10 protein-coding genes are annotated in these 14,688 nt (G+C 40.0%); 3 read left to right on the top strand and 7 right to left on the bottom strand.

The features are described 5' to 3' along the window. The first annotated feature begins 96 nt into the window (after window positions 1–96). Complete coding sequence (locus tag MTCD1_RS01870; RefSeq protein ID WP_057180046.1) at window positions 97–1,203, top strand: arginase family protein; 1,107 nt, start codon at window positions 97–99, stop codon at window positions 1,201–1,203. Window positions 1,204–1,273: 70 nt separating this feature from the next. On the opposite strand, the gene MTCD1_RS01875 is transcribed toward MTCD1_RS01870, so the two are convergent. Beyond that, entirely contained in the window at window positions 1,274–3,610 is a 2,337-nt protein-coding gene (locus MTCD1_RS01875; RefSeq protein WP_057180045.1) for an Ig-like domain-containing protein, read from the bottom strand. Window positions 3,611–3,875: 265 nt separating this feature from the next. Here MTCD1_RS01875 and MTCD1_RS01880 point away from each other — a divergent pair, with 265 nt between their 5' ends. After that, window positions 3,876–5,219, top strand: a complete 1,344-nt coding sequence (locus MTCD1_RS01880; RefSeq protein ID WP_057180044.1) for a dicarboxylate/amino acid:cation symporter — start codon at window positions 3,876–3,878, stop codon at window positions 5,217–5,219. Between the two features lie 207 nt (window positions 5,220–5,426). On the opposite strand, the gene sohB is transcribed toward MTCD1_RS01880, so the two are convergent. Both sohB and MTCD1_RS01890 read right to left on the bottom strand, forming a co-directional pair. Beyond that, window positions 5,427–6,485, bottom strand: a complete 1,059-nt coding sequence (gene sohB / locus MTCD1_RS01885; RefSeq protein ID WP_082606435.1) for a protease SohB — start codon at window positions 6,483–6,485, stop codon at window positions 5,427–5,429. A gap of 170 nt (window positions 6,486–6,655) precedes the next feature. Next, window positions 6,656–9,259 (bottom strand): VolA/Pla-1 family phospholipase, encoded by a 2,604-nt coding sequence (locus tag MTCD1_RS01890; protein WP_057180042.1) that lies wholly within the window; start codon window positions 9,257–9,259, stop codon window positions 6,656–6,658. Between the two features lie 280 nt (window positions 9,260–9,539). On the opposite strand from MTCD1_RS01890, the gene MTCD1_RS01895 reads away from it, so the two are divergent. Beyond that, complete coding sequence (locus tag MTCD1_RS01895; RefSeq protein ID WP_057180041.1) at window positions 9,540–10,277, top strand: YciK family oxidoreductase; 738 nt, start codon at window positions 9,540–9,542, stop codon at window positions 10,275–10,277. 107 nt (window positions 10,278–10,384) lie between these two features. Here MTCD1_RS01895 and fadD read toward each other — a convergent pair whose 3' ends face one another. The 4 genes from fadD to tsaB form a co-directional block, all read right to left on the bottom strand. Next, complete coding sequence (gene fadD / locus MTCD1_RS01900; RefSeq protein WP_057180040.1) at window positions 10,385–12,040, bottom strand: long-chain-fatty-acid--CoA ligase FadD; 1,656 nt, start codon at window positions 12,038–12,040, stop codon at window positions 10,385–10,387. Window positions 12,041–12,158: 118 nt separating this feature from the next. After that, window positions 12,159–13,097: an alpha/beta fold hydrolase gene (locus MTCD1_RS01905; RefSeq protein WP_057180039.1), complete on the bottom strand. Its 939-nt coding sequence runs from the start codon at window positions 13,095–13,097 to the stop codon at window positions 12,159–12,161. Between the two features lie 18 nt (window positions 13,098–13,115). After that, window positions 13,116–13,796 (bottom strand): M50 family metallopeptidase, encoded by a 681-nt coding sequence (locus MTCD1_RS01910; protein WP_057180038.1) that lies wholly within the window; start codon window positions 13,794–13,796, stop codon window positions 13,116–13,118. 37 nt (window positions 13,797–13,833) lie between these two features. After that, the gene (gene tsaB, locus MTCD1_RS01915; RefSeq protein WP_057180037.1) at window positions 13,834–14,565 is read right to left on the bottom strand and encodes a tRNA (adenosine(37)-N6)-threonylcarbamoyltransferase complex dimerization subunit type 1 TsaB; all 732 of its coding nucleotides are present in this window, start codon (window positions 14,563–14,565) and stop codon (window positions 13,834–13,836) included. Window positions 14,566–14,688 lie beyond the last annotated feature (123 nt).

Below are 14,688 nucleotides of genomic sequence, written 5' to 3' on the forward strand. Positions count from 1 at the left end.
ATAAGAGCATATTGTTAAAAAATTTAATTTATGAACGTATTAAGGGTCACCTGCATCAACTGATGATCCAAGTAAACAATCAAACAGAGACTTCAAATGACAACTATTACATCGGAATTTTATCACAAACTTAGCAATTGTTTGTGTCCTCCGGGCAACGGCGTATTTACCGTAAATACCGCTAAAGAGCGTAAGGAGCAATTACATCAAACTATTTTCGGACAAGCGGTTGGTGTTGATGATTTATGGAAAGCATCGTTAAATAAGCTGCCAGACGCATCTAAAGCGATTATTTTAGGTATAGCGTCCGATTGTGGTGGCGGTATTTTACGTGGCGCTAATTGGGGGCCGTTATTTTTACGTGCTAATTTACTAGAGAACTACCCCGAATTGACCGCTTTTGACATGGGTGATATTCGTGTTATTCCACATTTACTTGCTGACAAATATTTAAATGAAGCAACAATAGCTAATTGTCGCAAAGCACTTTATCAAGATGAACACAGCAAATATGCTGTTAGCCCATTAACTATTACTGAAGATGTTTTACATGACTTTTATGCACAATTCCCTGAAAAAGGTATTTTTGGTATTGGTGGTGATCACAGTGTAAGTTATCCGTTAACCAAAGCCTACTTACAAGCGAAGAAGCAGCAAGGTAAACGAGCTGCCATTATCCACTTTGACGCCCATACCGATTTATTGGTAGAACGTTTAGGCATTGATTTATGTTTCGGCTCTTGGTGTACCCATATTTTAGATGACTTGCATGAAAAACATCACCTTATTCAAATTGGCATTCGCTCGAGTGGTAGACCGCAAAGTCACTGGGAAGAGACTTTTGGCGTAAGACAGCATTGGGCAAAAGACATTAAAGCCCAAGGTATTAGTAAAACCATAGATAATATTCTTAACCAACTTAAAGATGAAAATATTGACGAGCTTTATGTAAGCTTTGATATTGATGCCATTGATGAAAGCTATGCTAGTGCCACCGGCACGCCAGAGCCCGATGGTTTAATGCCAAGTGAAGCCATGGATATATTGCGTGCGTTAGCGGCTAAATACCCGATAACAGGCGCTGATATGATGGAGATAGCTCCTTTTACTGATAGCTCTGGGCAAGGACTAGCTGGACAAGAGAAAACGTTAAAAGTAGGTGCTGAGATTTCAGCCTTTTTACTGGCAGAGATGGCTAAATAGCTTTATTTTAAGATTATCAGATCAAAAAAGGCTCCTGATGGAGCCTTTTTAAAGAAGTAATCTCCCTTAATTAAAGCGGATCTTGGCTTACATTATCACTACAGACATTTGATAGGCCAAACGGCCCTCTATGCCCAAGACCTTGATGAGGAGGTGATATTTTTTCATTTGTTACATGTGCAGCCAGTACGGGTAGGGTGAAAATAGTTTGAGTTGCGCTTTCACTGCCCGTCACTTTACCTGAAACAACAAGTTTAACATCTAACCAATGAGCATAACTTTGTGGGTAAATTATTCTTATAACGGAGCGACCGTCGGTGTCAGTGATAAATGAACCACTTACTGACACTATATTCTTGGGAGTCAGTTGACCATCTTTATTAAAGTCTTCGCTAGCATCTGTACCAACACCATCTAAAATACCATTAAAGTTAGCATCCTCATTACCACACTTAGTCGTTGCAAGCAATATGGTAGGCTTTGATTGAGAGCCAGCACCGGCTGTAGCCCAGACAACAAAGTCGTCACCATCATAAGTTGGCATCCAAAAACCTTTATAATAACTTTGTGGAATAGCAGACACTGTCAGTTCAACATTCTCAACGGCATTGGATTCCGCATCAATAACAAAAATTGAATATTCTTTAACGTAATCAGTAGTACCTAGCTCTTCAACTTGATTACCTGTACCTAACGATATGAATAATTCACGATCAGAAACGGTTAAGGTTACCGTATCTTTAATGTCTGAGTTATCTTCAACACTAGCAGTTATAGCAACAGCGTCTTTGGCTGAGGTACTATTAGAGGTGTAAATAGTTGAAGCGCTACCACTACTATTAGTTACTGCTGTTGCTGGAAAAATAGAACCTCCGCTTATATCCTCTAAAACAAACTGAATTCTTTTATTTTTAACGCGGTTACCGTCAGCATCTTTAACCACCACGGATATGGTGGATTTTTGTTCATCAGGACCAATAGAGTTAGGTGATGCCTGCGCATTAATAGTAGCTGCGGTATCGGCAAAAAATTCAAATTCAAGCTGATTGGTTAACTCAATAGCGTTACCATCAACAGTATCCGAGCCAACAAATGTAATTATTGCTTGACCGGCGTCAGTAGATTTTAAATATACAGTCACCTTACCATCGATAGTTTCGGTTTTGGCATCCCCTGTTATAGGGGTCCCGCTGATATCCGTAAATACACCTCGAGTAGTGGTAAAGGTTACATCGGTACCATTAGCTACTGGGGCACCATCTCTTTGCCAAGTTAGCGTTAGCGAGGCAGTTTGTATTAAAGAAACATCAGGAACAATAGGCGTATTTGCAGGATTAACCGTGTTAACGCCATTACTAAAACTAGTGAACAAGAACGAATCCGCTTGCACTGAAACATCTTGACTGGCCGAGGTACCAAGAGCAGTAACAATTATTGTGTTAGTGCCACCCGTAGTACCGGTTACCTTTACCGTAGCCTGTCCTTCTGAGTCTGTAGTTACACTTGATGGAATAGTTATTCCATCAACGTTACTTGCAGATACCGCTACAACGGTTTGAGCAACACCATTACCATCAGAGTCTAAAACATTAACTATGAAACTAGCTTCATCATTTAGCGCTAAAGAGGCAGAGCCAGTTAAAGTCAAGGTAGTACCAACAACTTCAATTGCTAGTGAGTCAGTAATATCACCACTGGTTACTGTTACTATGATAACTCTATTACTCGGGTCAATTTGAGTTGATAGTTTCTTAGTCACTTTACCATCAGGCCCCGTTTTATTAGAACTGTCACCGCTTTCATCAAGTATATTTCCAAGTTCGCCTGAATCTGGTGAAAATTGAATAGTTACGCCTTCGAGCAAATTATTATTTTCATCTTTAGCAATGGCGAATAACTCTATCGATTGAGCGCCACTTGAAGCGAGTTGTTGTGAGCTAGCAAATAAACTAATAGAAGCGGCCACTGGCTCGCCGACAATAACTTTTACGCCATCCCCTTTGCTATCAAAGCTAATATCATCTGACACACTTCCATAGGAAGCAATAACACTCACCGAGCCTTTCATATCGGTAACTTTCACATTGATACTTGCATTACCATTAGCATCCGTTGTTGCAGTGCCTGCAACGGGATCAAAGGTGGCTGAGCCTTCGACAGCAAAGGTAAAGGTAACCGTTTTATTAGCCACTGCACTGCCATTATCAAGAACAGTTGCAGTAATAGTTATGTGGTTTGCTGCTGATAAATCACCATCGGATTTTGTAACCGTTAAGGTTACGGCATCAGTTGTATCACCATCGCCATCACTCCCTCCGGTTAGATCACCATCACCATCACCACAGGCAACTAAAGTCATTAACGACATCAGTAACATGGTAAAACTTAAACGTCGAAGTAACTGCATAAAGCTTCCCTAAATTTATTTTTAATTTTACATACTTTAACCATATTAACTTATAAATCACAAAAAGGTACTTGTTCTTAAAAAAAAGTTACATTCCTATAATGAGTTAACCATTATTTACTTATTGCCACTTTCGCAACATAGATAATAAAGTAGTTTTTAATCCCTTCAATAATTGCTAGTCTAAGCCTTTAAAATTTCACTCGTAATAGATATTTAATTATTACCACTTAAATTACAACCTAGCTGAAGTAACATAGACACTATGACCATTGAACAAACAACTTCCCCTGCCCTCAAAAAATCCAATTTAACTAGCCGTATTGTTATCGGTATGGTTGCCGGTATTTTATTAGGAACATTCTTACAGTGGCTGATGCCAAATGGCTCTGACAAAATCATCAACCTTTATTTCTTTGATTTATCTCTGAAAGGTTTTCTCGTTGATGGTGTTTTAGAGGTCATAGGGCAAATATTTATGTCCAGTTTGCGTATGTTAGTTGTGCCTCTGGTTTTTGTCTCTCTGGTGTGCGGGGTTTGCTCATTAAAAGATATCAGTAAACTTGGCAGAATTGGTGGTAAAGCCATTGGTTTATATCTCGCTACTACCGCCATCGCTATTAGCTTTGCTATTTTTGTTGCCTTACTTATTGCTCCGGGAGAAGGCGTAAATATGGTAGCGAATAGCAGTTTTACTAGTAAAGAAGCACCTTCTTTAGCGCAAGTTATTATTCAAATGTTCCCCACCAACCCTTTTGCTTCCTTTGCCGAAGGTAATATGCTGCAGATAATTGTTTTTGCCTTACTCTTTGGTATTGCCATTGCACTGTCAGGAAAAGCCGGTGACCGCATTGCTGCATTATTTGACGATTTAAGTGTCGTAATTATGCGCTTAGTCTCTATCTTAATGAATATTGCTCCTTATGGCGTCTTTGCACTATTAGCAACCTTATTTACTTCAGTATCACTCGATACCTTTGGTAACTTAATAAAATACTTCTTTGTGGTCTTCTTTGTCTTATTGATCCATGCTTTAGTCACTTACCCTATCATTCTAAAATTATTAACCGGTTTAAACCCGTTGATATTTTTAAAAAAAATGCGTGATACCGCTATTTTTGCTTTTTCGACGGCCAGCTCTAACGCCACCATCCCAGTTACCTTAGAAACCGCAACGAAGAAGATGGGCGTTAAGAACTCTATAGCGTCATTTACCGTACCACTAGGCGCCACCATTAATATGGACGGCACAGCCATTATGCAAGGTGTCGCCACGGTATTTATTGCGCAAGTCTTTGCTCAGGATTTAACCTTGGCTGACTACTTAACCGTTGTTCTTACCGCGACTTTAGCCTCAATTGGCACGGCAGGTGTTCCCGGTGTTGGTTTGATTATGCTAGCCATGGTATTAGAACAAGTAGGTTTACCGGTGGAAGGTATTGCGCTAATTATAGGTGTTGACCGTTTACTTGATATGACTCGTACTGCCGTCAATGTTACTGGCGACAGCATGGTAAGTGTGGTGATTGCTAAGAGTGAAGGTCAGTTTGACCATGAAATGTATTTAGATGCCAAAGCCGGTCAAAACATTGACGATGGTAGACTTTAAACACGTAAAAGATAACTAACAACTCGTTTAACTATAAGGTAAATATAGCTACCGAGTCGTTTTATAACTGGCGACTAGTCAACAAAAAAGCCTTACTGGGTAAACTCAGCAAGGCTTTTCTTTATCTTATCGACGGCTAAACGCAATGTAGCTCAACCACGTTCACCCGCCAGTGATTTGAGTGGAGGCTACTTACTGAGTGACTGACTACCCGGGAAAGATGTTGTTGCGCTGCAGCAGCTTACCAATAAAACTTTCTGCCGACAATGAAGCGGCTTTAGAAAACTTCTCGGCCAAGCCTTTTTTAATTTCATACTTAATCGCGACAACTTTATGACTTTTACTTTTCCCTTGTAAGTAGTCATCACTGGTTTGGATGCTATCCACGAGGCCAAGCTCTAGTGCTGTGGTGCCAAACCAGTGTTCACCGGTTGCAACTTTCGCAATATCTAAGCTAGGTCGGCGCTCACTAACAAAGTTTTTAAATAACACATGAGTTTCTTCTAACTCTTCAATAAACTTTGCTTTGCCTTTTTCAGTATTTTCACCAAACATAGTCACTGTGCGTTTAAATTCACCGGCGGTAAATTGCTCAAATTCGATATCATGCTTTTTAAGTAATTTGTTAAAGTTAGGTACCTGAGCAATAACACCAATAGAGCCTAAAATGGCAAAGGGTGCACAAATAATATGATTAGCTACACACGCCATCATATAGCCGCCACTAGCAGCCACTTTATCAACTGATACTGTCAATGGAATATTATGCTGACGGATGCGGTCAAGTTGCGAGGAAGCTAGACCATAGCCGTGTACCATACCGCCGCCACTTTCTAAGCGAATAAATACTTCATCTGTCGGCTTGGCCACAGACAGTATCGCGGTCACTTCTTCACGTAACGAGCTGACCTCTTTAGCATCAATACTGCCGTTAAAATCTATAACAAATACATGGGCTTTACTTGGCTCTTCGGCTTCGCCCGCTTTAGCTAACTTAGCTTTTGCTTTATCGGCCTTTGCTTTTTCTTTTGCTAATTTTTTATCGACTTTTTCTTTTTCTTTATATTCTTCCTTGGTTAATAAGGCATGAATAATATCTTCTTCGGTCTCGATAAATTGCTCTGACAAGTTGGTGATTTCCAATTCACCTTTTTTGTGTTGCTGTTTCATCGCGGCACCAGCAATGGCTATGATAATGGCAATTACCGCCAAAACGAAAGTAACCGTTTTTGCTAAAAACATTCCGTATTCGTATAAAAATTCCAAGAGGACTCCTGAGGATTAATTGTTAAAAAATGGTAAAAACAATGCAGGTAATTCTACACTATTTTATTGGCTTGCAAACTACAGTTAATAAACATAAAAATTAGACAAAAAAAAGCCCTCAGCTGAGGGCTTTAAAACTACTATTTTACCAAAACTTTGTTACCGCTCACCTATTCACTAGCAGGAACAATATGTTCGTTATCAGTTATCAATATTAACTTACCAGCAGTTTTAGCAAATGCAGCAACTTGTGTTTGCATTTCAATGGTTACAGCTAGGTTAGCTGCAGCATCTTCAGCTACACCCTCTTCAATCGCAGGACTTAAAAGAGAACTATGATGACCTTTTAAGAAACGTACCGCCGCACTAACAGCGCTACTACCATCTCCTAACGTTTCACTTATGCCAAGTAAACCTAACGCTCTGATTAGAGGCTCAGTGCCCACTAATGGCAAACTAGCATTAGCATTCACAATAACCTGATCGGATTTATTGGTGCCACCAACGGCTTCATCTCCAACAATCTCCATCAAATGTACCGGTGTCATGGTAGCTTGTACCGCTGCTGCATAGTTAATTGGATCAGCAGCATCAATAATAGTTTGCGCGGCAAAGTTAAACTCGTTAGCGAAAGCTGGATAGATGGCTGCGACGTATCCCTGGTACTCTTCATCAGTCATATCTTCTACTTTTTTACCGCTAGTCTTTTCAACTAAATCAATAAATGTTTGGCTTGATGTTAAACCAGCCTTCACCACAGGACCAAATGCTGGTGAATTTAGTAAGAGACCAGGGATACCGCCACCAGGGAATGCATAGGATGCACTATTGATTTTATACGGATTAACTGCCGATAACTCCCCTGTAGTAGGGTCAATAATACCTGAGTTAGCTAACGCTGTAAAAGTAACACCCGCGAACCCACCTAAAGAATGCCCTAAAAAACTCACCTTAGTTGCATCAAGCTGACCAGCTAATGCGACACTATTTAAGCTTAAGCGCAACGCGAGTAAATCCACTTCACTTTGACGAATATTATCTCTTGCCGTTAACAAGCTACTGAGATTCATATAGCTAGTTACATCGGCATTAGCATAAGCTGGATGCTTACCTTTTAGCGATTGTGTAGCACTAATTTCATAAGCACCACCCATTGCAACATCACCATTAAAATCGATACCTCGTGAGCCATGGTATGGATGGTCGATAGAAATTGTGGCAATACCTTGGCTTGCTAAGGTGCCGGCAATAGCTAGGACTGTTTCTTTATACGAGGTAATACCATGAGAATAAATCATCACTGGCCAGCCAGCTGCTGGAATTTTCATGGTTTCAGCTTCAGTCAGCGCTGCGCCCTTTTTCATTGCCGCAATCTCATTGATACGAACAACATCTGGTGTAGTAATAATAACATCGATGGCACTAGCACCGGTTTTATATGATTTCACCTGAGGTAACGGGTTATATTTTGTCAGGTGACGAGTTTGATCTATTGCTACTGCAACAGTATTACCTTCATCGTCAATAGGAACATCAATGGTAAAAGTTAATCCTACTAATTTAGCCGGATTAGCTAATAACTCTGCTGGGTCTTGACCTTGAGCAATGGCTTGCTCAGCAAAAGACTGTTGTGATAGTACGCCGGATGTTAATGCACCGCCAACAGTTACCGGGCTATCACCCATAGCTTGCCAGCGACTAAATAAATCAGGGCAACCTTTGGTGATATCGTCAGCTAATAAATCACAGCTACCTGCCTGACCATCAGCATACGGTGTTTCAAGGTAATATGGAGTTGATAAACTACTTTTAGAAACAGCAGCAAAACTTGCTAACGTACCCGCACCTAGATCATCTGGGTCTAAGCCAGCAAGCATTGCGGCATTAGCACCCGTTGGTGTAATAGCAGATAAAATAGGAGTGGTACCAGGCGTTTCTGATAACATTAATAATTTAACTGTTTGTGCAACATCATCAATTGACTGGGTCGTCATAGAAAATGAGTAAATAATATTATCTTTACTAAGACCACCTTCAACAGCGACATTCTCGTAGCTATTAGTTAAGCCCTGTAATAATAACTGACTCTCGGTTGCTAACGGATTTTCTATGAAGTCTTGCTTTACCGCTTCATACGTATTGGAGCCAAAAATCGCCGTACCTTCATTATCTAAAATAGCATCTGTTAACGCGATAACATAACCTGTTTTCGCTTTAAACGGTTTTAATGGCACAATGGCAATATCATTACCTGACGCTTTAGCAATAAAATCAACGCCAAAGGTTAACTCGGCTACGAATTTACATGCAGGACCTCTTGGCATAGCCGCACACTCGGTGTCACTAGTATCTCCACCCATAATAACTTCATAAATATGGACAGCTGCTGGATTAAATACACTATCGGCATTTAATGTTCTTCCCTCAGGGAAATCAACTTCAATTGTGAATGGGTTTATTGTTGACCAACCATCTAATGCACCAATAGCTGCCGATGGATTGAAATAATCAACAGGCAGCTTATTGCCGTCTTCATCAACTAAATTTTCATCAGGCAAGTTTAGTGTGCCATCTTGAGTACCGGAAAATAGTAAGTCATTTGGAATCGATAAACGTGGTTCATCGGCACCGGGATCAAAAACAATACGAGCTAAAGACTTAACCGCTGAGCCATTATCGGCCACTTCTTTTTGTACATCTTCGATAGTTTCGCTATCACAGGCACTTAAACCAAGTGCGCTAATAATCGCAAGACTGAGAGCTAGCTTTTTCATATTAAATTCCCCAATGCCTTAATTTTTATTATGTATAGTTGTTAAAGTTATTTAAATCTTAGCTTTTGAACCAAAGTTCAAACTAACGTTTGAATAACTAGTTAGACCAGTTCAAGTTACCCCAAGATGTCACAAGGTGCTAGTATTTTTTTACTTTTTTGTATTATTTTGTCTTACTTTGTGTTGTTTCTTCATGTTAATAAACTTTTTTCTCGTCAATGAAAATGTCAACGAGTAGAATAGACAGGTATTTTTCTCACACACAGCGAAAAGATCTAAGATGTTTAATTATTCAATAAAAGATGCTTGTTTAAACAACAAAACCATTCTAGTTACCGGTGCTGGTGCTGGTATTGGCCGCACTGCTGCATTAACTTATGCCAAACTTGGTGCCACAGTAATTCTTCTGGGTAAAACGGTTAGTAAACTTGAAGCTGTTTATGATGAAATTGTCGCCCTTGGCTTAGCTAAGCCTGCGATTATTCCTTTAGATTTAAAGGGTGCCACTAAGCAAAACTATATTGATATGTGTTCAACTATTGTAAGTCAATTTGGTCAGTTAGATGGTGCATTACTTAATGCCTCAATTTTAGGTGAACTTACGCCCTTTACTCAAATTCATGAGCAAGTGTTTAACGATGTGATGAAGGTAAATGTTACCGCGCAATATCTGCTGGCCCAAGCATTAATACCAACATTATTATTAGCACCAAAATCCTCTTTGGTTTTCACTTCTTCAGGTGTTGGTAATCAAGGTCGCGCCTACTGGGGAGCATACAGCATGTCAAAATTTGCCACTGAAGGCATGATGCAAGTTATCGCTGATGAATACGATACCAGCAATTTGCGTACTAACGCAATAAACCCAGGCGCTACCAATACCAATATGCGCTCTTGTGCATTTCCCGCTGAAGATAAAACAGAAATTGCTAGCCCAGAAGATATTATGCCGTTATATGTTTATTTGATGTCGAACGACAGCATTGAAGTGAATGGTCAAACCTTAAAGGCCCAGTAAGGACTGGATAAACCTTGAGAAAATTTACCAATAAAAAAGGCAAGCTCGATGAGCTTGCCTTTTTTATTAATGAGTACTTTATTTACTGTATTTAAAAAACTGAGAAATTAACGTAACTCTCTTCTTAAAATTTTACCCACATTGGTTTTTGGTAATTCTTTACGAAACTCAACCAATTTTGGCACTTTATAGTTGGTGAGGTTTTCACGACAATGTTTAATAAGTATTTCTTCCGTTAAATCATCGGACTTACTTACCACAAATATTTTCACAATTTCACCTGAAACTTCATGAGGAACACCGATGGCAGCAGACTCTAGTACTCCCTCATGCATGGCCAGTACTTCTTCAATTTCATTGGGGTAAACATTAAAACCAGAAACGATAATCATGTCTTTTTTACGATCAACTATAGTAAAGAAACCTTTATCATCCATCAAGGCAATATCACCCGTAGCAAACCAGCCATCTTTTAACACTTCGTCTGTCGCTTCCTCGCATTTGTAATAACCCAGCATCACTTGCGGGCCTTTAACCCACATTTCACCTGACTCGCCAATATCTGCTTCACTACCATCTTCGCGCATGATTTTAACATCAGTTGACGGTGCAGGCAGACCTATACTGCCATCATACGCAGCAAGGTTATAAGGACTTATACACACTAAAGGTGCACATTCAGTTAGACCATAGCCCTCTAATAAGCGGGTACCGGTAATTTTCTGCCAACGCTCAGCTACAGGTCGTTGTACTGCCATACCACCGCCTAGTGACATTTTTAGTGTACTAAAATCAAGTTCACTAAAGCCTGGTGTATTCAATAAACCGTTAAATAACGTGTTAACGCCGGTAATGGCGGTAAATGGGTACTTGGATAATTCTTTAACAAAATTAGGCATATCTCTTGGGTTGGTAATCAATAAATTGGTACCACCCATAGTATAGAATGTTAAACAATTCGCCGTTAAGGCAAAGATATGATAAAGCGGTAAAGCGGTTACTACTAACTCTTTACCTTCCTCGAGTAATGGACAAATAGCCGCTTTCGCTTGTTGTAAGTTTGCCACCATATTACGGTGCGTTAACATGGCGCCTTTAGATAATCCTGTGGTACCACCAGTATATTGCAAGAAGGCAAGATCATCTCCGCACAACTCAACCGGTGTCAATTCAAGCTTCATGCCTTGTGCTAAGGCACGATTAAAACGCACAGCATCTGGCAGGTTAAAAGCGGGTACCATTTTTTTAACGTACTTAATTACACAATTTACCACAGTGCCTTTAACTAAACCCAAGCGATCACCCAGTGATGTCATAATCACATGTTTCACAGAGGTCTTATCAATCACTTTTTCAAGTGTTTTAGCAAAGTTTTCTATGATTAACATTGCTTTGGTATCAGAATCTTTTAATTGATGTTCAAGCTCTCGGGCAGTATACAAAGGATTTACGTTAACAACGGTAAGTCCCGCTAACAAAGCACCAAATAATGCGATGGGATACTGTAAGCAGTTAGGGACCATAATGGCGAATTTGTCGCCTTTTTGTAAACCTAAATCTTGTTGCAAATAAGCAGCAAAAGCCGTTGCTTGTTCTAAAAGCTCTCCATATGAGATTGAAGCGCCCATATTAATGAATGCCGTTTTATCACTAAATTTAATCGAGTATTTAGTAAACATGGCGGCAATAGATGGATACTTATCAGCATCTATGTCGAATGGCACTGCACTTGGGTAACTTTTTTCTAACCAAATTCTTTCCACAATGGCTTTCCTCAATAGGTAATTAGGCATTAATCTTTCTAATAATTATATTTTTTACAGTAACTCTTATTTTAATAGCACTGTTTTATCAAAATTTTCATCATTACGCCAGTAAAATTTAAACGCTTGTTTGAATTTCACTAAAAAAATTACTGAGCAAATGTACTAGTTCTTCCGTTTGTTCCATATGTACATGGTGCCCACCTGTCAGTTTATTAGTGGTTAAATGACTAACGCAGGAAGAAAAATGAGCCAGTCCGGTAGCCACCATATCCATGCCTTTATCACCGTAAATTAATTGTAGCGGGCATTTTATATCACTAAAAAGTTGTTGCCCTTGTTCTTGGCTTAGTCGATAAAGTGAAACAGTCCGTAAGCGCGGGTCAGATCGCCAACGATATAAAACACTAGCCTCACCAACAGCACTTATGTTGCCTGACTGATCTTTAACTTCGATAAGTGATCTTTGGACAATTAACTTAGCATGGTCAACTTTTAAGTCAGAAACATGCAACCGTGCTTTAACCGCAATATCTTCACTAAACGTTCGAGTAGGCTTAACTGACTTTACTCGACTTAATATACCTTGCCTTAACTGCTTAGTCGTTTGCTCTGCCGGGGCACAAATAAAACCAAACGAGTCAATTAATGTCAGTGACTTTACCTTCTCAGGAAAAGCGGCGGCAAATGCACTGGCAACCATAGCGCCCATTGAGTGAGCAACAATATCAATTGCTGGCCAGTTATTAAGGGCAAACAAAGCCACTAAATCACTAACATAATCAAAAAAATGGTAATGGGCACCAACACTGCGATGATCTGAATGACCATGCCCAGGCCAGTCTAACGCAATGACATACTTATCAGACAGCAAATCACTTTTTTGCGTTTTTTGCTGCACTATTTCTTGCATTAAAGGTAAAAAGCTGGCGGCATTATCCAAGTATCCATGTAAGCATAGCACTGGTTGCTGATTCTTATTACCACAAGTGATTGCACTTAGCGTTAAACTGTCTAGCTCAAAGCTAAGCGCTGCAATGTTATTTGTATCTGCCATAAGGGTTAGGCCCTTGATTTAAGCATAAGACTTTTGATTGCTTTTAATTAAGGAATACAGCGCCGCAATGGCTAACACGCACCAGATCAACACCCAAACCAGCTCAGGCACCATAGTCATTGAGGCTAGAGCAGCACCATCACCTAAGTCACGGCCATCAAATAAATACGTTGGGCTAAATAAGCTGTTTAATAAAATACTCAAGCCAAAGAATTTTAACAATAACTGTAAATAGTATAAGCGACGCATTTTTATACTTAGTACAAACATTACCGCTAAGCTTGCGATAATAATCATAGTAAGCAAGTCTCTTGCCCACAAGACGATTGAAGCGAGTAGTAAAACAATCATCACGCCAGAAAAAATCTGTGCTGTACGTTGATGGCTATTCGCCAGCTTGAATAATAGCCAGCCCCAAAATGTTGCTCCTGCATAACCAAAAAAAGTAATAAAGAAGCTTAAGCCGCCTTGGGTAGTACATAAACCAGCGCCCGTAGCATACAGTTGGATATTGATGATTTCACCGCCGGTAAGCAATGCAGCAATACCATGACTTATTTCATGAAAGTATGTTTCCAACCAATTCAGTGGGATAGAAACAAGCGGGATCTGTCTGATGACAATGGCCGCCACCAAGAGGAAATATAACTGATATTTTTGCCAAAGACTGGCTGAGGAATGTTTCAGGGTGCTAGTCATACTTTGCTGCCATATTTACTGTCATAGTTTGCTACCGTTATTTACCCGGAAGTTTTTTCCAGGAAACTGTATCTCGAACATAGACTGGCTGAGCATCTTCTGCTGCCACGCCTAGCCCTTGTGCTAATTTTATTTTACCTATTGTCAACATAGCTTCAGCACTCGGGAATAATATATCCGGGCTACCGTCATTCAGCTTCAAGCTAAATAACTGCTCTCCTGATTTTTCACTTAACTTTTCACTTAGCTTTTCAGAGTACGCATCCCAACCTGTACCGACAGCATATTTAGGCGCAGTGACAACAGCAGACAGTTGCTCGGCTAATTGCTCTGGCGGAGTAACCGCTTCAGCTTGCTGCGCTTGCATAATATTATCTTCATCAAGCACATAATAACCATTATACACTTCAGACATACGGGCATCTATTGCCGCAATGACCTGTTTATGGCCATGTTTTATATAGGCCAGTTGTGCCATAGCTTGTAAGCTAGACACGCCGACCACAGGTAAATTGGCAGAAAATGCTAAGCCTTGAGCAACACCAACACCAATACGAACGCCAGTAAAGCTACCCGGCCCTTGACCAAATATAAGACCATCAAGCTCTGCAAGTTTAATATTCGCCTCATTAAGCACTGCATCTATCATCGGCAGTAAATGTAAACTATGCGACTGTGGACAAAGTTCAAAGCGAGAAAATATTTTACCGTTTACTTGCAACGCTACTGAGCATGCTTCCGTTGAGGCATCGAGAGCCAAATAATTCACAATACTTACCTTTTAATGACCTTTAAATTAAGGTCTGTTGAACATTAATTTCATGCCTATGCACTTGGCTCAGGATCGTCATCCCCGTGGTGTTTTAATCGGGGATCCAGTGTATAAAGATCA

Source organism: Colwellia marinimaniae, from assembly GCF_002207865.1.
GTDB lineage: Bacteria > Pseudomonadota > Gammaproteobacteria > Enterobacterales > Alteromonadaceae > Colwellia > Colwellia marinimaniae.